The 23,890-nt window shown below is 27.7% G+C and carries 33 protein-coding genes; 21 read left to right on the top strand and 12 right to left on the bottom strand.

Features of this window, described 5'->3' with window-relative positions:
• Positions 1-40 precede the first annotated feature (40 nt).
• The 3 genes from LXN10_RS13500 to LXN10_RS13510 all read left to right on the top strand — a co-directional run bounded on the left by LXN10_RS13500 (position 41) and on the right by LXN10_RS13510 (position 1,244).
• Entirely contained in the window at positions 41-586 is a 546-nt protein-coding gene (locus LXN10_RS13500) for a WG repeat-containing protein (RefSeq protein WP_375723506.1), read from the top strand.
• Positions 587-714: 128 nt separating this feature from the next.
• A complete protein-coding gene (locus LXN10_RS13505) occupies positions 715-978 on the top strand; it encodes a hypothetical protein (protein ID WP_375723507.1) in 264 nt (87 codons plus the stop codon).
• The gene (locus tag LXN10_RS13510; protein ID WP_375723508.1) at positions 978-1,244 is read left to right on the top strand and encodes a GIY-YIG nuclease family protein; all 267 of its coding nucleotides are present in this window, start codon (positions 978-980) and stop codon (positions 1,242-1,244) included. Before LXN10_RS13505 ends, LXN10_RS13510 begins: the two co-directional genes overlap by 1 nt.
• Positions 1,245-1,250: 6 nt before the next feature.
• Here the strand turns inward: LXN10_RS13510 and LXN10_RS13515 are convergent, their stop codons facing one another.
• Positions 1,251-1,745 (bottom strand): flavodoxin, encoded by a 495-nt coding sequence (locus LXN10_RS13515; protein WP_375723509.1) that lies wholly within the window; start codon positions 1,743-1,745, stop codon positions 1,251-1,253.
• A gap of 159 nt (positions 1,746-1,904) precedes the next feature.
• Between LXN10_RS13515 and LXN10_RS13520 the strand changes: the two genes are divergently transcribed.
• On the top strand, positions 1,905-2,246 hold the full coding sequence (locus LXN10_RS13520) for a metal-sulfur cluster assembly factor (protein WP_375723510.1): 342 nt from the start codon (positions 1,905-1,907) through the stop codon (positions 2,244-2,246).
• Positions 2,247-2,331: 85 nt separating this feature from the next.
• On the top strand, positions 2,332-4,482 hold the full coding sequence (locus LXN10_RS13525) for a transporter substrate-binding domain-containing diguanylate cyclase (RefSeq protein ID WP_375723511.1): 2,151 nt from the start codon (positions 2,332-2,334) through the stop codon (positions 4,480-4,482).
• Between the two features lie 19 nt (positions 4,483-4,501).
• Here the strand turns inward: LXN10_RS13525 and LXN10_RS13530 are convergent, their stop codons facing one another.
• Both LXN10_RS13530 and LXN10_RS13535 read right to left on the bottom strand, forming a co-directional pair.
• Positions 4,502-5,137 carry a VOC family protein gene (locus tag LXN10_RS13530; RefSeq protein WP_375723512.1) on the bottom strand — a complete coding sequence of 212 codons (636 nt, stop codon included), beginning with the start codon at positions 5,135-5,137 and terminating at the stop codon, positions 4,502-4,504.
• Between the two features lie 15 nt (positions 5,138-5,152).
• Complete coding sequence (locus tag LXN10_RS13535) at positions 5,153-5,734, bottom strand: DedA family protein (RefSeq protein WP_375723513.1); 582 nt, start codon at positions 5,732-5,734, stop codon at positions 5,153-5,155.
• A gap of 123 nt (positions 5,735-5,857) precedes the next feature.
• On the opposite strand from LXN10_RS13535, the gene LXN10_RS13540 reads away from it, so the two are divergent.
• The 6 genes from LXN10_RS13540 to LXN10_RS13565 all read left to right on the top strand — a co-directional run bounded on the left by LXN10_RS13540 (position 5,858) and on the right by LXN10_RS13565 (position 8,838).
• A complete protein-coding gene (locus LXN10_RS13540) occupies positions 5,858-6,793 on the top strand; it encodes a matrixin family metalloprotease (protein WP_375723514.1) in 936 nt (311 codons plus the stop codon).
• Positions 6,794-7,005: 212 nt separating this feature from the next.
• Positions 7,006-7,176: a DUF1328 domain-containing protein gene (locus LXN10_RS13545; RefSeq protein ID WP_129099921.1), complete on the top strand. Its 171-nt coding sequence runs from the start codon at positions 7,006-7,008 to the stop codon at positions 7,174-7,176.
• A gap of 26 nt (positions 7,177-7,202) precedes the next feature.
• Complete coding sequence (locus LXN10_RS13550; RefSeq protein WP_375723515.1) at positions 7,203-7,559, top strand: hypothetical protein; 357 nt, start codon at positions 7,203-7,205, stop codon at positions 7,557-7,559.
• Between the two features lie 26 nt (positions 7,560-7,585).
• Positions 7,586-7,867 (top strand): hypothetical protein, encoded by a 282-nt coding sequence (locus LXN10_RS13555; RefSeq protein ID WP_375723516.1) that lies wholly within the window; start codon positions 7,586-7,588, stop codon positions 7,865-7,867.
• 314 nt (positions 7,868-8,181) lie between these two features.
• On the top strand, positions 8,182-8,529 hold the full coding sequence (locus LXN10_RS13560) for a hypothetical protein (RefSeq protein ID WP_375723517.1): 348 nt from the start codon (positions 8,182-8,184) through the stop codon (positions 8,527-8,529).
• Between the two features lie 27 nt (positions 8,530-8,556).
• On the top strand, positions 8,557-8,838 hold the full coding sequence (locus LXN10_RS13565) for a hypothetical protein (RefSeq protein ID WP_375723518.1): 282 nt from the start codon (positions 8,557-8,559) through the stop codon (positions 8,836-8,838).
• Between the two features lie 33 nt (positions 8,839-8,871).
• On the opposite strand, the gene LXN10_RS13570 is transcribed toward LXN10_RS13565, so the two are convergent.
• Positions 8,872-9,168, bottom strand: a complete 297-nt coding sequence (locus tag LXN10_RS13570) for a DUF3144 domain-containing protein (RefSeq protein WP_375723519.1) — start codon at positions 9,166-9,168, stop codon at positions 8,872-8,874.
• Between the two features lie 107 nt (positions 9,169-9,275).
• Between LXN10_RS13570 and mnmH the strand changes: the two genes are divergently transcribed.
• A complete protein-coding gene (mnmH, locus tag LXN10_RS13575; protein WP_375723520.1) occupies positions 9,276-10,376 on the top strand; it encodes a tRNA 2-selenouridine(34) synthase MnmH in 1,101 nt (366 codons plus the stop codon).
• A gap of 5 nt (positions 10,377-10,381) precedes the next feature.
• Here mnmH and LXN10_RS13580 read toward each other — a convergent pair whose 3' ends face one another.
• Positions 10,382-11,581 carry an NAD(P)/FAD-dependent oxidoreductase gene (locus LXN10_RS13580; protein ID WP_375723521.1) on the bottom strand — a complete coding sequence of 400 codons (1,200 nt, stop codon included), beginning with the start codon at positions 11,579-11,581 and terminating at the stop codon, positions 10,382-10,384.
• A gap of 227 nt (positions 11,582-11,808) precedes the next feature.
• On the opposite strand from LXN10_RS13580, the gene LXN10_RS13585 reads away from it, so the two are divergent.
• The 7 genes from LXN10_RS13585 to LXN10_RS13615 all read left to right on the top strand — a co-directional run bounded on the left by LXN10_RS13585 (position 11,809) and on the right by LXN10_RS13615 (position 16,448).
• Positions 11,809-12,552 carry a metallophosphoesterase family protein gene (locus tag LXN10_RS13585; protein ID WP_375723522.1) on the top strand — a complete coding sequence of 248 codons (744 nt, stop codon included), beginning with the start codon at positions 11,809-11,811 and terminating at the stop codon, positions 12,550-12,552.
• Between the two features lie 4 nt (positions 12,553-12,556).
• On the top strand, positions 12,557-12,910 hold the full coding sequence (locus LXN10_RS13590) for a hypothetical protein (protein WP_375723523.1): 354 nt from the start codon (positions 12,557-12,559) through the stop codon (positions 12,908-12,910).
• Between the two features lie 61 nt (positions 12,911-12,971).
• A complete protein-coding gene (locus tag LXN10_RS13595) occupies positions 12,972-13,529 on the top strand; it encodes a TIGR00730 family Rossman fold protein (protein ID WP_375723524.1) in 558 nt (185 codons plus the stop codon).
• A gap of 18 nt (positions 13,530-13,547) precedes the next feature.
• Positions 13,548-14,552 (top strand): adenosine deaminase, encoded by a 1,005-nt coding sequence (locus LXN10_RS13600; protein ID WP_375723525.1) that lies wholly within the window; start codon positions 13,548-13,550, stop codon positions 14,550-14,552.
• A gap of 8 nt (positions 14,553-14,560) precedes the next feature.
• A complete protein-coding gene (gene mmuM, locus LXN10_RS13605; RefSeq protein WP_375723526.1) occupies positions 14,561-15,493 on the top strand; it encodes a homocysteine S-methyltransferase in 933 nt (310 codons plus the stop codon).
• A gap of 72 nt (positions 15,494-15,565) precedes the next feature.
• Positions 15,566-15,793 carry a hypothetical protein gene (locus LXN10_RS13610; RefSeq protein WP_375723527.1) on the top strand — a complete coding sequence of 76 codons (228 nt, stop codon included), beginning with the start codon at positions 15,566-15,568 and terminating at the stop codon, positions 15,791-15,793.
• Positions 15,794-15,815: 22 nt separating this feature from the next.
• Positions 15,816-16,448: a LysE family translocator gene (locus tag LXN10_RS13615; RefSeq protein WP_375723528.1), complete on the top strand. Its 633-nt coding sequence runs from the start codon at positions 15,816-15,818 to the stop codon at positions 16,446-16,448.
• A gap of 12 nt (positions 16,449-16,460) precedes the next feature.
• Here the strand turns inward: LXN10_RS13615 and LXN10_RS13620 are convergent, their stop codons facing one another.
• The 6 genes from LXN10_RS13620 to LXN10_RS13645 form a co-directional block, all read right to left on the bottom strand.
• Positions 16,461-16,949 carry a type II toxin-antitoxin system antitoxin SocA domain-containing protein gene (locus tag LXN10_RS13620; protein WP_375723529.1) on the bottom strand — a complete coding sequence of 163 codons (489 nt, stop codon included), beginning with the start codon at positions 16,947-16,949 and terminating at the stop codon, positions 16,461-16,463.
• A 56-nt stretch (positions 16,950-17,005) separates the two neighbouring features.
• Positions 17,006-17,620, bottom strand: coding sequence for an ACP phosphodiesterase (locus tag LXN10_RS13625; protein ID WP_375723530.1), 615 nt, complete (start codon positions 17,618-17,620; stop codon positions 17,006-17,008).
• Between the two features lie 59 nt (positions 17,621-17,679).
• Complete coding sequence (locus tag LXN10_RS13630) at positions 17,680-18,759, bottom strand: YeeE/YedE family protein (protein WP_375723531.1); 1,080 nt, start codon at positions 18,757-18,759, stop codon at positions 17,680-17,682.
• A gap of 119 nt (positions 18,760-18,878) precedes the next feature.
• Positions 18,879-19,142, bottom strand: a complete 264-nt coding sequence (locus LXN10_RS13635) for a hypothetical protein (RefSeq protein WP_375723532.1) — start codon at positions 19,140-19,142, stop codon at positions 18,879-18,881.
• Between the two features lie 16 nt (positions 19,143-19,158).
• Entirely contained in the window at positions 19,159-19,632 is a 474-nt protein-coding gene (locus LXN10_RS13640) for a YhcH/YjgK/YiaL family protein (RefSeq protein WP_375723533.1), read from the bottom strand.
• A gap of 11 nt (positions 19,633-19,643) precedes the next feature.
• Positions 19,644-20,705, bottom strand: coding sequence for a TRAP transporter substrate-binding protein (locus tag LXN10_RS13645; RefSeq protein WP_375723534.1), 1,062 nt, complete (start codon positions 20,703-20,705; stop codon positions 19,644-19,646).
• A 118-nt stretch (positions 20,706-20,823) separates the two neighbouring features.
• On the opposite strand from LXN10_RS13645, the gene LXN10_RS13650 reads away from it, so the two are divergent.
• Both LXN10_RS13650 and LXN10_RS13655 read left to right on the top strand, forming a co-directional pair.
• Positions 20,824-22,656, top strand: a complete 1,833-nt coding sequence (locus tag LXN10_RS13650) for an ABC-F family ATP-binding cassette domain-containing protein (RefSeq protein WP_375723535.1) — start codon at positions 20,824-20,826, stop codon at positions 22,654-22,656.
• Between the two features lie 2 nt (positions 22,657-22,658).
• Positions 22,659-23,108, top strand: coding sequence for a protein tyrosine phosphatase family protein (locus LXN10_RS13655; protein WP_375723536.1), 450 nt, complete (start codon positions 22,659-22,661; stop codon positions 23,106-23,108).
• A gap of 15 nt (positions 23,109-23,123) precedes the next feature.
• Here LXN10_RS13655 and LXN10_RS13660 read toward each other — a convergent pair whose 3' ends face one another.
• Complete coding sequence (locus LXN10_RS13660; RefSeq protein WP_375723537.1) at positions 23,124-23,855, bottom strand: dienelactone hydrolase family protein; 732 nt, start codon at positions 23,853-23,855, stop codon at positions 23,124-23,126.
• Positions 23,856-23,890: the final 35 nt, after the last annotated feature.

Raw genomic sequence — 23,890 nt, forward strand, 5'->3', positions numbered from 1 at the left:
TTTATTTATAATGTATTACTAACAAATAGGTAGAAATACTATGTCTAAATACATTACAATAATTATCATGTTATTTATTATCTCTTTAAAAGCTGAAGATTTTAACTCATGTGGATATATTCATAAGAATACAAATCTATATGAGTTATTTGATAACTGTGCTTCCTACAAAGATGGTAATCTACAAATTTCAAAAGAGCATATAAAAAATCTTTATTTTGATAAATTTGATACAGCTAGTTTTTTTACTTCTGGTCAATATTTTTATGTAAAACCTGATGGGAGATTTCTTCCTGTCCTTTTTTATGATAATGGAGCGGATTACTTTGAAGAAGGTCTTACTCGCTCATTAAAAAGTGGAAAAATAGAATATTACAATACAGACTTAAAACTTGTACTTTCCCCAGGTTATGATTGGTCTTGGCCTTTTCATGAAGGCAAAGCATTAGTCTGTAATGGTTGTGTTTTGACTTCTCTTGAAGATGGTCACAAAGCTCTAAAAGGAGGTTCGTGGGGCTATATAAACAAGGAAGGAAAAGAAATCATTCCTGTCAAATATAAAGCTTCGGATCTTCCTAAAAAATAGGGCTTAAATCATGATTATCCAATAGTTCTTTATAATATAATTTTTGTACTCTAGCCAAGAATAAAGTATATTGACATTGTATATGCTGTATGATAAACTAAGATTATGAGAATATAAATGGAAAGAGCATGTTAAAAAACAAAATAATAGAATATTATAAATTTTTAAAAGAAAAAAAAGTAGATAAGTATTTAATCATTATGGGTGTGATTGGTGTTATTATTGGTTTATTTTTTGATATTCCAATTATAAATCAAATATTTGTATGGCCAGTTTTATTGGGTGTTTGTATAAGATTGTATGATTTTACTGAAAAAATAGAGAGAGAAATAGTTCCTTATGATTTTAATAGATTATTGCCACCACCTAAAAAAAATAGTACTAAAAAATAATGTCATATTTTATCTATATGCTTGAGTGTTGCGATGGGAGTTTATATACTGGAATTACTACAGATGTGATAAAACGTTTGGATGAACATAATAGTTCAACTAAAGGTGCAAAGTATACAAAAGCTAGACGTCCAGTAAAATTAGTTTATGAAGAAGCATCAAATGATAGGAGTAGTGCTTCTAAGCGTGAATATGCTATTAAAAAACTTACAAGAATCAAGAAACTTCAATTGATAAATGAGCCTTCTAAGAAAGAAGGCCATTAGCTCTTTTTAGAAGTGCTCTTCGATATCTTTAACCCAAGCTTCGATTCTATCTTTTGTTAGTTCGCTTTGATTGTCTTCATCTAGCACTAAGCCTACAAATTGACCATCTTGAACTGCTGTTGATTCGTCAAATTCATAACCATCTGTTGAAGTAAATCCTACTACATTTCCTTCTTTTACATAGCTATATAAGTGACCTAAGGCATTACAAAAGGTATCTTCGTATCCTTCTTGATCTCCCACTCCTATTAATGCTATTGTTTTATTGCTAAAGTCTATCTTTTCTAAGTTAGCTTCAAAGTCTTCCCAATCAGCTTGCAAATCTCCATCACCCCAAGTTGATGATGCTAAGATAAGTTTGTCGTATTGTTCAATCTCCTCTTTTGTTGCTTTTGCAATATCATGTAGTGTAATTTCTTTTGAAAATGTATTTTTAACTTCATTTACAATTTCTTCAGTAGCACCTGTGTCACTACCAAAAAATAGTCCTATTGTATTCATATTTATTCCTTCCATATTTATAAAATGGAAATATAACATAGAAAAACTTAAATAGGATAAAAACAGTCCTATTTAAGTTTAAAATTTTTATTACTTTAAGTTTAAAGTAAAAATCAATTTAATAAAAGATAAAATTTATAATAAAACTCAAGGCAAAATATGAAAACATTTAATAAAGATGAGATAAATCAAAAAGTAATTGAAAAATTAAAAACAATACAAGACCTTGAATTACCTATTAATATTTTTGATTTGGGATTGATTTATAAAACTGATGTAGAAAATAGTGATAATAAAGTTCAAGTAAATATAGAGATGACTTTGATAGATTCTCGATGTAATAGTACTAAATCTTTTACGGATGAAGTTATAAGTACTGTGCAAAGTATAGATGAAGTGGATGTTTGTAATGTAAAGTTTGTATTTACTCCTAAATGGGAAGTCACTATGATAAGCTCTGAAGGATTAGAACAGTTAAGAAATTCAAATTCAATCGCATAATAATCTTAATGCATAAAATTAAATAAAAAGTATTAGTTTTAACATAATATTTGCTAATATTAAGATATTAATAAGGATTATTAAGTTGAAAGTAATACTAGTACAATTAATCTTACTTTTGTATTTTACTATACAATCTATAGCCCAACCTCTTAATTTAACAAAAGAGGAAAAAGGCTTTATATCCTCACATCCAAAAATAAAAATTGCTATGATGCAAGATTATACTCCTTTTACATTTCTTTTAGATGGTAAACCTGTGGGATTTGAACACGATTTACTTAAAATTATTTCAGACAAAACTGGCCTTATTTTTGAAAAAAATATTGGTTCTTGGAGTATGTCTTTTAACTCTTTTAAAGAAAAAAAAGTGGATATGATTTCGAGTATCTCATATACAAAAAATAGAGATGCTTTTACTCTTTTTACAACTTCATATTATGATATACCTATTATGTTATTTTTAAGAGATGATTTTGGAAAGTATGATGGTCTTAAAAGTCTAAAAGGAAAAAAAGTTGGTATTAATAAAGATATCTTTTATCAAAAAGAGCTTGAAGATTTAGGTCTTTTTGATATAAAACTTTATACTAATTTATTAGATTTGACAAAAGATTTATCCTTACATAAAATTGATGCAGCAATTGAAAATCTAACGGCAATTAACTATTTAATAAAAAAATATGGTTATACAAATATAATACTTGCAGATGAGTTTACTGTTTCCAATAAAACGATAGAAGACTTACGATTTGGCGTACAACCTAAATACCCACTGCTTGTTTCTATTTTCCAAAAATCTTTAGACTCTATTACTTTAGAAGAAAAAAATAAATTGGCAAATAAATGGATTGGTTCAATTAAGGAGAGAGGAAATCAACATATAGAGTTAAATGAAAGTGAAACAGCTTATCTTGATAACAAAGTTATAAAATATTGTATAGACCCAAATTGGTTACCCTTTGAAGGATTAAATGAAAAGGGTGAACATACAGGAATGAGTTCTGATTATTATAAACTGTTTAAAAAAATTCTTTCTGCTAAGTTTGAACTTGTGAAAACTAAAAGTTGGAGTCAATCCTTTGAGTACATAAAACAAAAAAAATGTGATATCTTAGCCCTTAGTATGGAAACTCCTGAAAGAAAAAAATATTTGAATTTTACAGATTCATATCTCGAAATTCCATTAGTAATTGTAAATAAAACAGATGATGCCTTTATCAATGAAATGTCAGATTTAAAGGGTAAAAAGATTGGTATTACCAAAGATTATGGATATGTTGAGACTTTAAAGAAAAAATATCAATTTTTGGATGTTGAAGAAATAAATAATATTGATGTTGGCTTAAATAAAATAAAAGAGGGTAAACTTTTTGCTTATATCGATGCTTTAGCTGCCATAGGACACGAATTTCAAACAAAATATTTTGGAGAGTTAAAAATAGCAGGTCAATTATCTGAAAAGTTAGATTTTAGAATTGCTGTTAGAAATGATGATGAAATTTTACTAAACATAATGCAAAAAGCTATTAAAAGCATTCCTGATGAAAAATTTAGAGATATCTTGAATAAATGGACTTCAATTAAATATGAAAAAGCCATTGATTATAGTTTGGTTTGGAAAGTGATTGTGGGAGCTATATTTATATTTCTACTTATACTTTACTGGAATAGAAAAATTGCAAAAGCCAATGATTTACTAAAACTAGCTAAAAAAGATATTGAAGAAAAAAATAGACAGTTAGAAAAATTTGCAACAATAGATAATTTAACAAATTTATATAATCGAAGAAAATTAGAAGAGCTAATACAACTAGAAATAAATAGATGTGAAAGATTTAAATGTAATTTTAGTCTTACCATGCTGGATATTGATCACTTTAAAGAAGTTAATGATACATATGGTCATCAAACTGGAGATAATGTACTAATAGAGATTGCAAATATTTTAAAATATAGTATTAGAAAAACTGATTTTGTTGGAAGATTTGGTGGAGAAGAGTTTATTATTGTTTGTTTAGAATCCAATAAAGATGAAATAATAAATTTAATTGAAAATATTAGAATAGATATACAAAATAATGATTTTGAAAAAGTTGGAAGAAAAACTGTAAGCTTTGGTATTACTATATTTAAAAATGGCGATACAATAGAATCTATAGTAAAAAGAGCTGATAGTGCACTTTACGAAGCAAAAGAGACAGGTAGAAATAAAGTTGTATTACATTTAGAATAAATATCTCACGAATAAAATATTAATACTCAATAATCAAATTAGCAAATTTACAACTATAAGCTTTATTTTGCTTGTTTTCATCAAAACAAAGTTTTACATATGGGAAATCACTAATTTTAAAATTAGCACTATCTTTTAAAAGCTTTATAAGTTCTGCATCTTTATTTCTTATTCCAAAAGTTATACTTGTGAGTTCTTTTATATTATTATCATGTGTTAGCGGTTCATTTCTATTATTCGCTTGATTTAAACCCTTCCACTTAAAAGTCCATGGTAGAGTAGGATTATCTTCAAAGGATAAAACATCTATTTCCATATTATCTGGTAGATATTCAGGATTGTATTTGTGAGCATTTTTAAATAGATTTTCAAATTTCTTTTTATCAAATAAACATATTCCAAAGGGTGAGGCTTGATTTTGTTTATAATAGGCTCGTCTTGTAAGTCCACTATTGATACATATATCTTTTTTGATTTCTTGTTCATTACTTATATATATTAATTCTATAAAGAAGTTTTCAAAATATATTTTTCTATTACTTGTACCTTGACCTTTATGTACTCGATTACTGCCTTCTTTAAATCCAAGAGTTAAAAGTTCTTGTATTAAATCATCTATATTATTAGTAAAAATAAATAAGTGATGTATATCCATATTTTCCATTATTATTTATCTTAATTTTTGAATATTTAATTTTCTCTGTTTATATTTCACAACTAAAACAATAGTAACTACAACTACAATAAGTACAGGGATAGCTAAATACCAATGCTCTTTTGCAATAGCAATCAATGATAAAATTTTATCACCGAAGTACCAAACAGGTATTATAATTATACTACTCCAAAAAAGTGCGGAGATGAAGTTGATTATTGCGAAGGTTTTTGGTGAGTAGTTCATTAACCCAACACAAAGTGGAATAATAGTTCTTAGTCCATAAAGATATCTTTGTATAAAAACTATAAACCAACCATATTTTCTTAGTAAAAATTTTACATAGGCTATTTTTGATTTTTGTTTTGATAGTTTTTTTATGACATATTTCTTTTTAAATCTGCCAAGATAGAAGTAAATTTGGTCGCCTACAAAGGCACCAACACCTGCTGTTATTATAGCCCAAGCTAAGACCATATCACCTGTATGTACAAAAAGACCTGCCATTATAAGGCCAGTTTCACCCTCTATTATACTCCAGAAAAAAAGAATAATATATCCATATTCTTTCATTAAATCAATTAAATTAAAATCCATTACATTTATACTTTATATTTGTCTTGCGCAATGATACTCTAAAGTGCCTGATATATTTAAATAAAAATAGTATATGACTTGTATTTATAGCTATTCATAAATTATATTATATTAATATGTTGTATGATTAAAAAAATACTACTAATACTTATACTATTTGATTTCTCTTTTGCTCAATATGAAAAAGTAAAAATTGGTAAAATAGATAAGTATTATAAAGACAAAGTATCATATCTACAATTAGAAAATATGATAAAAGATATTGAAAAAAACTTTGAAACTACTTTACATATGAATATCTTCGATTATTCAAAAGATGGTAAACCAATTGATCTTATACATATTACACCATCAAGTATGGAAAAAAGAATAGCAAGACTTGAAGAAAAAATAATTAAAAAAAATGCAAAAGTAAAAAGTAGATTTAGCTCATTTAAAAATATAGAAGAAGAACTAAAAATTCTAAAAACAAAATATGATGCATTAAATGAAGTCTTTATTAAACAAAATAATGAGTTAAATAATTACATAAAAGCAAAAAATGAAAAGAAAAAATTACCACCAAAAGAGTATGAAGAGACAAAAAAATTTATAAAAGAAAAAAAAGCAACTTTAGATATTAAATTAAAACAGTTAAAAAAACTCTATAAAGATTTTAATCGTAGAGTGCTAAGTTACAATAATAAAGTGCAATTTTATAATAATGATATAAGAAATATGTATAGCCTAAATAAAGAGTTAGAATCTTTGAGAAGAGCCTTTAAAAAAATCAAAGGCAAAACCTTTGGACAAAAAGAAATCACCCTTAAAACATACTATAAAGATGGAAAAAAAATAAGTGAAAGAAAGATAAATCAAAGTATGAACAAAATAGAGATTTATGCTTTTGATAGTTTAGATGAATTAAAAGTTATCTTAGCACATGAAATAGCTCATTTAGTTGGAATTCCTCATATTGATGTAAAGAATGCACTTATGAATCCAATCTTGCAAAAAAATCAAATAAAACACTTAGAACTAACAAAAGAAGATATTATAAATTTTAAAAAGAATTTTTAGCATAATTTATACTTGATTATAGCCCTTTTATAGGGCACATATTAATTAAAACACTCAAACGAGTAATAAACAGATATACTTATTTATTGTCTATTCGTTTTTTAGTTTTTTATACTTACTTAAAGTATTTTTGGAGTAAACCTTAAACACAAAATAAACTAATTGGTATCTTGTTGTTTCACTAATTTTATTTACTTAAAAAGGATTAAAAAATGCTATCATGGTCAATTACTTTCTTGCTTTTAGCAATAGTAGCAGGAGTATTAGGTTTTTCAGGTATAGCAGGCGCTGCTACAAGTATTGCAAAAATATTATTCTTTATATTTTTAGTATTGCTTATAGTCTCAGCAGTTTCAAGAGCACTTAAGGGTAAAAGACCCTAAGTATATTTTATACAAAAAGGACAAAAGTGAAAAAGTTATTATTATTAATACCTTTTATTTTTTTTATGTTACAAGGTTGTGGTGACAAAAAAGTTGAAGATAAAATGAGCAGTGTAAAAGAGACTATCCAAGATAAAACTGAAGATGTTTCTGATAAAACAGAGGATGTTGTAAATAAAGCTGAAGATGCAATAGAAAATAGTGTTGATAAAACAAAAGATGCTATGAGTGAAATGAAAGATGATGTTACAGAAAAAACAGAAGATATGATTAACAAAAGTGAAGATACATTAAATGATGCAAGTGATAAAGTAGAAGATGCTATGGATAAAGCTAAAGATAGTGTTGAAGAAAAAATGAGTGACGAAAAAGATAGTAAATAATAAACTTTTTAACAAAAGGATATAAGATGAAAAAAAATGCATATGTAGAAAAAGCACAAGCGCAACTTGATGAGTTGAGTGGGAAAATTAAAGTATTAAAAGCTAAAGCACAAGGTACTCAAGCTAGTGTAAAAATTGAGTACGAAAAAAGAATAGAAGAACTAAATACTTTAAAAGAAACAACAATGAAGAAACTTGAAGAAATCAAGAATTCTACTGATGATGCATGGGAAAAAACAAAAATAGGTTTTGAAAAATCGGTAAAATCTATTGAAGAAAAAATAAAATCTACAATATCTAAGTTCTAAAATAAATTAGTTCAATCACTTTTAAGAGTAAAAATAGTGCCTATTTTTACTCTTTAGTTACAAATTACAATTACAATCAAAAGAATTATGATGATTATTCTGTCTATCTCTAAGAACGATAAATCCATTCATTGAGTTAGTATTTAATAATATATAATGTACTAAAATAACTTTTATTAAGAAGAAAATAAGCTTAATATGTTACCTTTAATTGTCGCAAAAGAGTATTTAAATTATTTTTTAATATATAAAATAACTTATTTTGTAACAATAAAGAGGTGATTTACCTTTAATAATTAATAAAAGGAGAATAAATGAAAAAATTATTACTATTAATACCTTTCATGTTTTTTGTATTTCAAGGTTGTACAGATGATAAGGTAGAAGACAAAATCAGCACGGTAAAAGAATCTATTCAAGATACAAGTGAAGATGTTTCTGATAAAGCAGAGGATGTTGCAGATAAAGCAGAAGATGTAGTGGATAAAAGTGAAGATTCATTAGAAAATGCTAGTGATAAAACAAAAGAAGTTTTGGAAGATGCTAAAGAAAATACAAAAGATGCATTAGAGACTGCTAGTAACAAAACAGAAGATGCAGTTAATAAAGCTAAAGAAAAAGTTGAAGATGGATATGAAAAAGTAAAAGAAAGTGTTAAATAAAACTTTAATTTTGTGAAAGGATACTAAATGGAAAAAAATGCTTATGAACAAAAAGCACAAGCAAAAATTGATGAATTAAGTGCAAAAATAGAAGTATTAAATGCAAAAAAAGATGCGGCTAAGGCTGATACAAAAATCGAATATGAAGAAAAAATAAAAGAACTAAATAGTTTAAAAAATGAAATAAAAGAAAAGTTTGATAACATTAAGAATTCAAGTGATGATGCATGGAAAGAGTTAAAAAGTGGTTTTGAAAAATCATCAAAAATTATGGAAGATACTATAAACTCTGCTTTATCAAAGTTTTAGTACTAAAAAAGAAGGTGAAAATATAAATTATTTTCACTCTTCTTCGATATTATTTTGTGAAAAATCATAATTACTTACATGATTATCTATATGTTCTGCTAACGCCAATTTATATTCATTTACAAAATACTCTATTATTTTATCTTTTTCATTTGCCATATCTTGGGCATTTGCAAATGAAGTTGATGCTATCCAAGCATTAAATCTTGCAGCACCATACATAAATGAAGCACTTACTTCACCTTGAGTTATCTCTTGTTCTAATTGTTCATTTGCTAGTGATATATGTTCATCTGCTCTTTTTAAAAATCCATTATTTTTTGTAGCCATATTTTTTCCTTCATTTTTTTGCATTATATTCAAATTTTACTTCTAATTATATTTTTCACTCTTTATGCTGTATACTGTTAAAAATATTTAATAAGGCTTCTTCTTATATGATAAATTCTTCACAAACCAGTGATTTTAAATCTCTTGTTTTATCCAAGACTCCGCTAATAGATGTTAGGGCTCCAATTGAGTTTAAAAAAGGTTCATTTCCCCATGCTATAAACTTACCTCTTATTTCAGACGAAGAGAGACATCTAATTGGAATTAAATATAAAAATTATGGAAATAAAGAAGCTGTTACACTTGGGCATAAACTTGTTTCTGGTGAAATAAAAGAAAATAGAATCAAAGCTTGGCTTGATTTTAAAAAAGATAACCCAAGTGCTATATTGTATTGTTTTAGAGGAGGGCAGCGTTCAAAGATTGCCCAAGAGTGGATAAGTGAATATATCCCAGAGATTAAAAGATTAAAAGGTGGATATAAAGCTTTTAGAAATTATTTGATGAATGAAATAGATAATTCACCAAAATATTTCAAACCTTTTATTTTAGGAGGTCATACTGGTAGTGGGAAAACTATTCTTTTAAATAAAATCCAAAACTCTATTGACCTAGAAGGTTTAGCAAACCACAGGGGTTCGACATTTGGTAAACAAATAAGTCCTCAACCTGCACAAATAGATTTTGAAAATTCTTTAGCATATGAACTGATTCAAAAAGTAAATAAAGGCTTTTCATATTTATTATTTGAAGATGAAGGTAAATATATTGGAAGTATTTATATTCCAAAAAATTTTGCGCAGTATTTATCAAATGCTTCAATAATAGTTCTTGAAACTTCTTTTGAAGAAAGAATAAATATCTCCTTTGATGAATATATTTTAAAAGCTCAAATAAATTACAAAAAAGAGTTTGGAAAAGATTATTTTGTCTTTTGGATTAATGACATAAGAAGTGCCATGGAAAGAATACAAAAAAGATTAGGAAGTATGAGACATAAAGTTTTAAAAGAATTGTTTTCTGATGCTATTAAAGAGCAAGAAAAAAATGGAAGTTTAGAAGAATACAAACACTGGATAGCATATCTTTTAAAAGAATATTACGACCCAATGTATGAGTATCAACTTGAAAAAAATAGAGAAAAAATAATATTTAAAGGCTCTTCAAGTGAGATTATAAATTATTTAAAAACTCTTAAAAATTCCTAGTTTTATTATATTTTTTTTAGTTTTTTATAACCATCTGTAATAAGTTTTAAAAGTGGTTTTCTATAAGAATTAAATACATATTTTTTGATTTCATATGCGATTCTTCCTTTTACATGAAATAATCCATAAATACTTCCTGCTGCATATTTACCGCCAAGGGCTATTAAAATTCCTTCAAGTTTTGGATTTGCTCTTACTAGTTTCCTTTTATTGATTAGATTTAATATATTTTTACCTGCATTTATACCACTAATTCTAGCAATAGTAACATTTGGAGGCATTATTTCATCTTTTCTATTTTTTATTTGAGCTGCATCACCAATAGCAAAGATATTGTCATATTTACTTGTTTGCATATATTCATTTACTATGATTTGACCTCTTTGATTTTTTTCCACATCAAGTTCAGAAGTTATTTTCGATGCTTCAACTCCACCTGTAAAAATTAAAAATGAATGGTCTATTTTCGTTCCATTTGTAAAATACGCAAGATCGTCTTCACATCTTTGAAGTTTTGTATTTGTAATAACATTGATACCAAGTGACTTAAGTCTTTCATGGGAAAAAGCGACTAGTTTAGAGTCCAATCCTGGTAAAATAGTGTCAGCACTACTTATTAGAGAAATCTTCAAGTTATCACAAGTGAAGTTTCCTCTTTTGAAGAACATTTTAGAGTTATATGCCATTTCTGCTGCTATTTCAACTCCTGATAATCCAGCTCCAACAACTACAATATGAGTGTCATCACATTTTTTTGCTTCATCTTGAATCTTTTTGAAAAGTTGATTTTCAAAACTTTGTTTAAAATAGACTGCCCAATTAAGTTTTTTGATATCATGGGCATTGTTCAGTCCTGGAATTACATGTGGAAAGTAAGTTCTTGTTCCTGCTGCCATTATTAAATAATCAAACTCTACGCTCTCTTTTTCTTCTGTGTATATCTTTTTCTTTTGAGAATCTATTTGAGTTACTTTTAAATTTTTATATTCTAAATAAGGATGTTTTAATCCCATACATAAAGTAGTCAAGTCAATAGTAACATCAGCTATATTAGACTTATTTGCAATTAAGTCATAAACTTCAGGTTGTAGATTATGAAAAGTATGTGTATCTATAAGTGTTATTTTTATATTTTTATTTTTTACTAACTCTCTTAGTGCATAAATACCAGCATATCCACCACCAATAATTACTACTTTTTCCATATGTATTTTTTCCTTACTATTGATTTTTGCTATTGTATAAAAAGAAATTTTCCTTTTAGCTTAAAAATTATCAAAAATTTGACTTTTATGAGTATTTTATACACAATAAGTACATATTTTTAAAAAATATTTCAGAATTAATTATTACTTAAGAAAATTATAATTTATATATTTACTAAAAACTTTTTAGATATAATTCAAAAAATTTAAATTATTAGGAATAAAAAATGAAAATAGCGATTTTGTCAGATATACACTCAAATATTTATGCTTTGCAAGCAGTTATAAATGATGCTAAGAGCAAAAGTGTTGATATGATGATAAATGCAGGAGATTCATTTTATGGACCAATAGAACCAAAAGCTACTTATGAATTATTAAGAGAAAACAACTTTGTAAATATCTGTGGAAATCAAGATAGAGAAATATTAGAAGCTTCTTTAGAACAACTAGAAAATAATCCTACTTTAAAATATACTTATGAAAACTTGGGTGAAGAGGTTTTATATTGGATACAAGATTTACCCTTTGAAAAATTTTTAGGAAAAGATTTGTATGTAACTCACGGCACACAACATGATGATAGTGTTTATTTACTTGAAGATGTAAGTAGTGGGAAACCAGTTTTAAGAGATGAAAAAAAGATAATTGAACTTCTTGATGATGTAGAATCTAAGTTTGTAATTTGTGGACATTCTCATACTCCTAGATGTGTAAATTTAAGTACAGGGCAAGTGGTTATCAATCCAGGTTCAGTAGGCTTGCAAGCTTACAAAGATAAATCACCAAATGAACATATTATAGAAAATGCTTATCCTGATGCCACATATATAATACTTGATGTAAATTCAAGTGAATATAATATAGAGTTGGTAAAAGTTGCTTATGATTATGAAAAAGCAGCATTAAAAGCTGAATCTAATGGAAGAGTAGATTGGGCTTATACTCTTAGAACTGGAAAAATATCTTAAGTTTATGAAAAAGAGTGTGAATTTATATTTTGATAAAGAGTGCCCATTTTGTAATTATTATGCAAATTATAATTTAGTAAAAACTAATCATAATCTTAACCTTTATAATGCAAGAGAATATCCTCAAAAAATAAAACTTTTAAGAGAAAAGGGCTTTGATATTAATAATGGAATTATTATTGAAGTTGATGAAAAGATATTTCAAGGCTCAAATGCTGTAAAACAATTAAATAAACTATCTACTAAAGAAGTAAAAGTATTGAATACAAAGTTCTTTTCTATATTTTTATACCCGATTATAAAATCAATTAGAAAAGTAGTTCTTTTTATATTAAATAAAAATCCTCACATTAAATAAAACAAACAATTGACTTTAGATATAATATTTATTTAAATATATAAAAATAAGGAATCAGATAATGAGAATTGCAGTTTTTTGTGGATCAAGTGCTGGTAATAATATAGAATATATAAATGCTACAAAACGGCTAGGTAAATATTTTGCCCAAAATAATATAGAAGTAGTATATGGTGGTGGAAATGTTGGACTTATGGGTGCAATTGCAGATTCTGTTATGGAAAATGGTGGAAAAGTTTATGGAGTAATTCCTGAAAAATTAAAAGAAAAAGAGTTGGCTCACACAGGAATAACTGACTTAAAAGTAGTTTCAAATATGCATGAAAGAAAAGCTGCAATGGCAGAGATGGCTGATGCTTTTGTAGTACTTCCAGGAGGTGCAGGAACATTAGAAGAGACTTTTGAAGTTTGGACTTGGGCGTTACTTGGCTTTCATAATAAACCTTGTGCTTTTTTTAATATAAATGGATTTTATAACAAATTATTTGAGATGATAGATAATATGTGTGAAGCAGAGTTTTTAAGAAATGAGTACTCTGATATGCTTATTAAAACAGACAATCAAGAAATACTATTGAAAGCTATAAAAGAGTACATACCACCAAAACAAAAATGGTAAATTAAATTTGGAAAAAAGATGATAGAATTTATAAAAGAAATACCAAAAGCAGAACTACACTTACATATTGAAGGCTCACTGGAGCCTGAACTTATGTTTGAACTTGCAAAAAGAAATAATATAAAGATACCTTACAACTCTGTAGAAGAAGTAAGAGCTGCCTATGATTTTACAAACTTACAATCCTTTTTGGATATTTATTATGCGGGAGCAAATGTACTTCTTCATAAAAAAGATTTTTATGATTTGACTTGGGCTTATATTTTAAAATGTGTACAAAACAGTATAATCCATACAGAGATATTTTTTGACCCACAAACACACACTCAAAGAGGTGTATCTTTTGATACGATTATTTTAGGAATAAGCCAAGCTTTAGAAGATGCAAAAGAGAAGTTTGGAATTAGCTCAAATATTATTATGTGTTTTTTAAGACACTTAAGTCAAGAAGAGGCTTTAAAAACTTTTGAAGAGTCTTTACCTTTCAAAGATAAGATTATAGGTATTGGGCTTGATTCCTCAGAACTTGGACATCCTCCTTCAAAATTTAAAGAAGTGTTTAAAAAAGCAAAAGATGCAGGATTTAAACTTGTGGCTCATGCGGGAGAAGAGGCTGATTATTCGTATATTTATGAGGCTTTAGATTTATTGGATATCCAAAGAATCGACCATGGAGTACAAGCAGTTCATTCAAAAGAGTTGATGGAAAGATTAAAAAAAGAGCAAACACCTTTGACCGTTTGCCCAAATTCAAATATAGAACTAAAAGTTTTTGAAAACTACAAACAACATAATGTAAAACAACTTTTAGACTATGGCCTAAATGTAACAATAAACTCTGATGATCCAGCATATTTTAAAGGTTATTTAAATGATAACTTTATAAATTTATATGAACATATAGATTTGGCAAAAGAAGATATTGTAAAACTTGTTAGAAACTCTTTTAACTCTTCTTTTATATCAGATGAATTAAAAAACAAGTACTTAAAAAAGCTTGATACTTTTTTAAAAAATAAATAGGATAAATTATGAATAAAATCAAAGAGATATTAAAAAATCAAAAAATAGTAATAATAGATGGAGCAACAGGAACAGAGTTGGAGAGAAAAGGTTATGACATCAATGATTCACTTTGGTCAGCTAAATTTTTGATGGAAAATCCAAAAGCAATTTCTGAAGTTCATAAAGACTATTTAGAAGCTGGAAGTGATTGTATTACAACTTTAAGTTATCAAGCTACATTTGAAGGCTTTAAGAAGCGAGGACTAAATGAAGTCCAAGCAAAAGAACTTTTGCAATCTTCTATTAAACTAGCCATAGAAGCAAGAGATGAGTTTTGGGCAAGTAATGAATCAAATAAGAGAATTAAACCTCTTGTAGCAGCTTCTGTTGGTCCTTATGGAGCATATTTAGCAGATGGTTCAGAGTTTAGAGGTAATTATGGACTAAGCCAAGAAGAGCTTGTAAATTTTCATAGAAAAAGAATGCAAGCTTTGATTGAAGCAAAACCAGATTTATTGGCTTGTGAGACAGTTCCTTGTCTAATAGAAGCAAAAGCTTATGTAAAACTTCTCGAGGAGTTTCCTTCAACTCAAGCTTGGATAACTTTTAGTGCAAAAGATGGAGAACATATAAATAGTGGTGAAAGTATTAAAGAGTGTGCAAAGTTTTTAGATGATAAAGAACAAATTGTAGCTATTGGTATAAATTGTACAGCACCACAATATATTGAATCTTTAATCTCACAGATTAAAGAAGTCTCAACAAAACCAATTATTGTTTATCCAAATGGGGGCGCTGCTTATGATGGAGCAACTAAAACTTGGAGTACACAAGCTAATACAAAAGATTATGGGAAGATGGCACATATGTGGTATGAAAAGGGAGCAAGTATTATTGGTGGTTGTTGTCAAACAACACCAAATGATATAGAACAAATCTCATCTTGGGTTAGAAGCTAAAGTTTAGCTTTTCTCTAACCCCTCTCTTACTAATTTTTTTATATAATACAAAATCTCAAAATAGGTTAAACAATGTCAAAAAGCTTAAATACAAATAGTGTAAAAAGTGTAAAATCAGAAAAAATAGCAGCAACTGCAAATCAAAATAAAAATCCAGTAAAAGTTGGATTCTCACAAGATAGATACGAAAATGAACAAGTTGTAAATGCTAGAAAAGCTGCAAACTTAGCACTAGCCAAAGAAAAAGCGAAGAAAAAAGCAAAAATGGCAAAGGCTTCTAAGAAGAAAAACAAAAAATAGTTTCTAAATAAAAGGGAAAAACATGAATATTGATACTTTTTTAATATATTCAGTGATTGCATTTTTATATGTATTAAGTCCCGGTCCAGCAGTGATGTTAGCTATTGTAAATGGTATAAGAACTGATATGAAAACTGTAGCTGTTTCCTGTTTTGCCAATATCCTTGGTTTAGCTGTTTTATCTACTGCTTCAATTTTAGGTCTTGGGGTATTGATTTTAACTTCAGCTACACTTTTTTTAATAGTAAAAATCATAGGTGCCTTTTATCTTATGTATTTAGGTTTAAAGTTTTTACGAAACAGAGGTATTTTGAATATAGATGCCATGGAAAAAAATGTTAAGCAAAAAAGTAAAAAAGCATACTTCTTCGAATCATTTTTTGTAGCAGTTACAAACCCAAAACCAATCATATTTTTTACAGCAATATTTCCTCAGTTTTTAAATCTACATGAAGCTATTGCTCCTCAATTTTTTATTATGACTGGGGAGTTTTTATGTTTTTCATTTTTTGGACTTTGTACTTATGCTTTTTTATCTAAAAAATCAAAAGCATTACTTAGTAATGAAAAAAGAATGTATTGGTTCAATAAGTTTACAGGTGGTTTGTTTATATTTTTAGGACTTGGTTTGTTAAGAATTAAAAATCATGCCTAAAAGGCGAGGTTATTAGATAATAACTTCACCTTTTTCTTTTGCTCTATATTCATCTATTTTAAATGTATCATTTGCAATAACTCTTGGTGTTGCTTCTTTGTATTGATTTACTAATTTATTGATAGTTTTTAACTCATCATCATCGAATAAATCTTCATCATAATCTATACCAATTTCTACAAATTGTAGTTCTGTAAAATTTTCTCGCTCGATAATATCAATATCTATATTATCAAGTAACTCTTGAATAAAGAAAACTCTATCATCTTCATCTTCTAATACTTCTTCTGTTGCTATTATTTCAAAAAGTTCTGATAGTATTTTTGGCTCAGGACTTCTAGAACCTTTTATATACTCATCACCAAATATTTTTTTGCCACAATATTTAAGATGGTTATAATCCATCAAAAAAAGAAGAATTGATAACTTTTTATCATTTAACAGTTTTACTTGTTTGTGTAACATATATAAAATTACATTTGCTACTTTTGTCATATCCATTTTCGAACAGTCCTTTTATTTAATTATCGAAGTATACAAAATAAAACATAAAGATATTAAATCTTCCAATGCTTTAATTTACTATTATTTACATTTTCTTTGACCTTATTGCAAAGTTGTGGAAAAAACAGCAAAAAATCTTCTTCTATTTCATCTATATTTTCAGATACTATTTCAAAGTATCTACTTACATTATCCCTTTTTAAAACTCGCAAAGAGATTCTTCTATCGACTCTGTTAAATGATTGGTTTAAGTGCTCTAAGGTTTGGTATTTATTTAATAAGTCAAATTCTATTAGGCTTTTTAGCTTTTGTTTTGCTTCATCTGGCAAAGTATGCATATTTTCATTTGCTTTTATATAAAAGTCATCTAAAAACTTATCAAGAGTTATATTTGAGTATCTATGCCAGTTTTTTGTAAGTAAATAATCATATGTCAAGTCAATAACAACAGCTTTTAGTAAACCACTGTTTCCAAGTCTATTTTTACTTTGTTTGAAAGTAGGGTGACTATCTGTATATGAGTCTATTAGTTTATGTATTTTCATTGCTTTTTTTATATCTTCATTTGCACCTTCCCATGCTTTTGCTTTTAAGGGGTCAGCTAAATAATTGCCAATTTGAAAATCTATATTGTGTTCTGATAAAAATATATGTGCAAGCCAATTCATAAGAGTAGGTTACAAAAGTTTACTTAAATAAGAAGTAAACTTTTGTGATTAGAAATCTTTTAAATATTATAATCAGGTGGTGTATCGTTCCACTCAAAGATAAAACACATAGGAAGTCTGCCTGATTTATTTAAAATTAAACCAGTAATTGTGCCTGAGATAAATATTGAAGCAATTGCTAAAAATGATGCAAAAGCCAAGGTTGACATTCCTGTTAGTCCTTGTCCAATCGTACACCCAATAGACAAAATACCCCCAACACCCATCAATGCACCACCAATCATATTATAAGTAACTCTATTAACTTTTTGTGTTGCAGTACATCCAAAGCTATATTTTTTATTGAAAAATGACATAGAAAAAGAACCTAATATTACCCCACATAATAAGGCAATAGGGAAAGTGAAATAATTTACTTGATAAAACATAAATAACTCTAAACTCTTAGAAGTAGGATAAACAAAACTGATACCAGAAAGATCAATTAGTCTTTCCATACTATCTTGTCCCATTACTCCTGTTATTGTCCAGGCAGCAGCTATAATTAATCCAATTAAAAAACCATCTATTAGGGTAAATATTCTTTTTACTTTTTTTGCTAAAACTAATAAAATTACAAATAAAACTCCTACCACAACATATATATTCATAGTACTATTTTCTATCACTGAAGAGAGTTCTAAAAGAGTTTTATTTTGTGTAAATGGAGTTAAAAAGCCTTGAATAAGACCTTTTGCAGTTGCAAATCCAAAGATTCCTATAAATATTAAAGTAATAAGTGATTTTGAATCACCTTGTCCAAACTTGATTAGGTGTCTATTACTACAACCATCAGCTATCATCATTCCAGTACCAAACAATAAACCACCAAATATAACAACAAAATAATTAACATCTTGTTTGTAGTAAACTGTTTTTGTAAAATCTAAGTCAAAATAAGAGCCTACAATTTTAGTAGAAATTATTGCAACAATCATTGCAAATACAACAGAAGCACCTCTTCTTGTAGATTTTAATAAGATATAATCTTTGATTGAGCCACTAAAGCAGAATTGATTTTTTTGAGCTACTATTCCAAATAACATACCTAGACCAAGACCTAAAATATTTATTATTTCATATATTTCTAAATCGAACATTGTTCCCCTAACTTATAATTATAGTTTATCTTTCTAATAAAAGGCGATTATATTAAATATAAACTATAAAATAAGTTAGGCAGAATAATTAGATAAATATATACGGGAATTTTTTAAATTTAAATCTCTTGATTGTCAGTTCTCATATCTTCTAAGCCCTCAAGAATATCAGAAGCTTGCTCTTGAGTGATAGTTTTATTTTCTATATCAAGTAAAACATCGTCAAAGTATTTTTTTACTTCTTTCATATATTTTAACTCATCTTTCAACTCTTTAGAATTTTTCTTTTTCTCTAAATTTGTTTCAAGTTCTTTGATATTTTCATTTACTTCTACTAAAACATCAGTTTTTAGTAACTTTTCTAAATCTTTTATATAATCCATTTTTTATCCTTTCTCTTTAGATATTTGTAGATATCTTTATTACTACTTTATAAATTTGCTCCGTTTTATCAACTTTTATACAAGGTTGATGTCCATCACTTGGATAAAAAATGGCTAATTCTTTTTCTTTTATATGTAAAGATGAAAATACATTTTTTGTGCTGTATTTTGTAAAATCTTTTTCTTCATTATAAGCTTCAGTAATTTCAAGATCATCTATATGTGATACATCCATGATTTCAGAGCCTTTTACTATATATTGAATATCAATATATTTTTTATGTGATTCAAAAAAACACTCACTTCTAGGCTTTGAAAAATATGTTTGTTTTAAAACAAACATATTTTCATTGATAAGCTCTTTTACACATTCACCATTTTTTATTTCAAAAATATCATTAGATATATTTTCTAAATAATTAAATGCCAATTGGAAATTATCCTCTTTTATTTGATTTTTAATACAGTCCAATTTCCCAAATATTGCCATTTATTATCCTTTTATAAATTATCTTTTAAATATAAATAATCTGACATTTTACTCCACTCTCTCACTTTTTTCATATAAGTATCTTGAGAATCTAAAATTTCTTTTAATAGTGGATTTTTAGCACTTAAATCAACTCTTAATTCTTTATTTGCTTTTTTTAGTGCATCCATAACATCTTTTGGAAGAGTTTTAACTTGTATATTTGGATATTCTTTTTTCATCTCTTGCCAAGCTGTAGCATTTAAATCATAGTCTTGAATATACATATCATAAGCAGCAACTCTCATAGCAACCACTAATATTTTTTGTAAATCTTTTGGTAATTTGTTAAAAGAATCTTTATTTACCATAAATTGCATTTCACTAGCTGGTTCATGCCATCCTGTGTAATAATAAGGTGCAACTTTATGAAATCCCATTTTTATATCCATAGATGGTCCAACCCATTCAAGTGCATCAATTGAGTTTCTCTCCAGTGCCATAAATAGTTCAGCAGGAGCTATATTTGTAACTTCAACTCCCAGTTTTGCCATTACTTCACCTGCAAAACCTGGAATTCTCATTTTAAGACCTTTTAGATCATCAAGAGATTTAATCTCTTTTCTAAACCAGCCACCCATTTGAACACCAGTATTTCCTCCTGGAAATGAATACATTCCATATTTAGAATAAGCTTTTTGCATCAATTCTAATCCACCACCATAATAAAACCACGCGTATTGTTCAGGTGCAGTAAGACCAAAAGGCATAGAAGTAAATGGTAAAAGATTGATATCTTTACCTTTCCAGTAATAAGAAGCACTGTGCCCTATATCATATTGACCAGCTTTAACCATATCAAAAACACCAAAAGGTGCTTTGTGTTTATTTGCTGCATCAACTCTGATTTGTAATCTTCCATTTGACATCTCTTCTGCAAGTTTCGCCATATTTCTAGATGTATCAATTAGTGGAGATAGTGTTGGTCCCCAAGTAGTTGCCATCTTAAGTTTATATACTTTTTCATTGGCAAAAAGTTGTGTTGATAATAATAATGCAAGTAAAAGTATTGCAATATTTCTCAGATTTTTCATTTATTTCCTTTTTAATAGTAAAATTAGTCGCATATTATACACAAAAGTTCTCTTCTAATAAGCTTATAAACTCCCCTTGCGTATAATCCTTTTTTAATTAAGTAAGAAAGAAGAATATATGATAGAACTTTCAAATGTCTCAAAGAGCTTTGGTAAACAAACACTATTCAATGAAGTAACCTTTAGATTAAATTCTGGGGATAAGATTGGACTAGTAGGAAGAAATGGTAGTGGGAAATCTACGCTATTTAAATTGATTTTAGATGAAGAACACCCAGACGCTGGTGAAATAATAAAACCTAAAAACTATAAAATAGGTGCTTTGAAACAACATCTTGTTTTTACAGAAAAAACTATAACAGATGAAGCAGCCCTTGCACTTAGTGAAGAACATAAATACGATATTTATAAAGTTGAGAAAATACTTTTTGGTCTAGGATTCTCTCAAGAAGATTTATTAAAAGACCCCTTATCTTTTTCAGGTGGATATCAAATCAGAATAAATCTAGCAAAACTACTTTTAACAGAACCAAATCTGTTACTTTTAGATGAGCCTACAAACTACCTTGATATCGTTTCATTAAGATGGCTAAAAGTATTTTTAAAAAACTTTGATGGTGAAGTAATTATCATCACCCATGATAGAGATTTTATGGATGCAGTTACAACTCACACTATGGGATTAGTTAGAAAAAATCTAAAAGTTGTAAAAGGTGATACTCACAAGTTTTATGAAAAACTAAAAGAAGAAGATGAACACCACGAAAAACAAAAAGCTTCACAGGATAAAAAAGTAAAACAATTAGAAGAATTCATTGCTAAAAATAAAGCAAGAGCTTCAACAGCAAACTTAGCACAATCAAAAGTTAAACAACTTGAAAAGATGGATATCTTAGAAGATTTAAATTTTGATTCAACACTGAAATTTGATTTTAACTACAAAGACACTCCTGCAAAAGTTTTACTTGATGTAAAAGACTTGAGTTTTGGATATACAAAAGACAATATACTTTTCAAAGATATTTCATTTACTCTACAAAAGGGTGAAACACTTGGAATAATAGGGAAAAATGGTAAAGGTAAATCAACACTTCTAAATACTATTGCAGGTGAATTAAAAGCTTTACATGGTATTACAGAATTACATACAAGTGTGACTTTTGGACACTTCGGTCAAACAAATATTTCACACCTAAATCCAGATAATACAATCATGGATGAAATCTATTTATCAAATAATAAATTAGGTGAGGGTACTGTAAGAAGTATTTGTGGGGGTATGATGTTCTCAGGTGATGATGCTAAGAAAAAAGTAACATTACTTTCAGGTGGTGAAAAAAGTAGGGTAATGCTTGGTAAAATTTTAGCAAAAGAAGTAAATCTACTTTTCCTAGATGAGCCTACAAATCACCTTGACATGAGCTCAATTGAGGCACTGACAGTTGCTATTAAAAACTTTGAAGGTTCTTGTATCATCGTAACGCATAGTGAAGAGTTACTTCGAGCTGTTTGTGATAGATTGATTATTTTCTCAAATGGTAGTGCTGATTATTTTGATGGAAGATATGATGAGTTCTTAGAAAAAATTGGTTGGGAAGATGAAGATGATGCTCCTAAGAAAAAATCAAAACCAAAAGTAAATAAAAAAGAGAGCAAAAGATTAAGAGCTTTACTTGTACAAGAAAAAAGTAAAATAGTAAATCCTATTAAAAAAGAGATTGATGTTTTAGAGAAAAAAATTATAGAAATAGAAACAACAATTGAAAAGAAAAAAGATGAACTAATAATTGTCACAAAAAATGGTGATAATAGTAAAGTAATAGAATTATCTAAAGAAATAGCAAAATTAGAAAAAGAAGCTGAAACTAAATTTGAATCTTTAGAAATCTCTCAAACAAAAGTTGATACTATTAATGATGAATATCAAATTAAATTAGAAGAGTTGATGTAAAAATGAAAACTGAAGCTATTTTAAACTACATAAAAATCAATGACAATATCTCAACAGCTGGTCAGCCCAAAGAGGCTGAGCTAGAAGTATTAGCAAATGATGGTTTTGAAGTAGTGATAAATCTTGCTTTATCAAGTGCAACAAATGCCTTAGAAAATGAAGATAAAATAGTTTCAAATTTAGGCATGACTTATATTCATCTTCCTGTGGATTTTGAATATCCTACAAAAGATGATTTAAAACTTTTTTTGACTCTTTTAACTTCCCTTGAGGGCAAAAAAGTGTTTGTACATTGTGCTTTAAATTATAGAGTAAGTGCTTTTATGTATGTTTATCATAAATACTTTTTAAAAACTCCTTTTGATGAGATAGATTTATCTCTTCTCGAAGAATGGAAACCTTCTCCTATCTGGCAAGATATTTTAAAAATAGAGTTTGAAGAGCTAAGCTAAGAAAAATTTCCTAGCTTATTTTAAAGTTGATTGTAAAATCTCTGTAAATCTTCTCCATGATTTTTCATCTGCAACTTTGTGATATCTACTTGAACCAATGACACTAAAAGCATGTGGTGCACCACTATATGTTGTCATTTCGTGAGTTATTCCATTCTCTTCTAACTCCATAGCCAAATTAGCAAATTCTTGTAAACTAACAGCTTTATCAGCACTTCCATGAAACACTACCACAGAACCTTTTGTATGGGCATAATTTTCACCAATAGGAGTTTGTAATCCTCCATGAAAAGTGATAAATGATTTTAAATCCCCACCATTTCTAGCAAACTCCAAAATAGCAGCTCCACCAAAACAATATCCTACTCCAACGGCATTTGATACATTTGCTCCTAGTTTTTTAGCTTCATTATATCCAGCATAAAGAAGTCTTTTCATTTTTGCTCTATTTTGATAAAGGTCACTTGTGAGTTTTTTCTTATCTTCTGTTTTTGTCGGTCTTATACCTTTTCCGTATAAATCAACTGCAAATATTGCATAACCCAAATCATAAAGCATCTTTGCTCTTTTTACTTCATAATCAGTAACCCCATCCCAATCATGAACCATATAAATAAGTGGTGCATCTTTTGAAGGTGAACTATAATATCCTTCATACTCTTTTCCATCTACACTATAAGTAACAAAGCCACTATTTGCAAAAGCAAAACCACTTAAAACAAATAACATCATAATAATCTTTTTCATTGTAATTCCTTTGTTGTGATTAAAAAATCTTACTA

The sequence above is a fragment of the Arcobacter iocasae genome, assembly GCF_042214795.1.
In the GTDB taxonomy this organism is placed as follows: Bacteria; Campylobacterota; Campylobacteria; order Campylobacterales; family Arcobacteraceae; genus Arcobacter; species Arcobacter iocasae.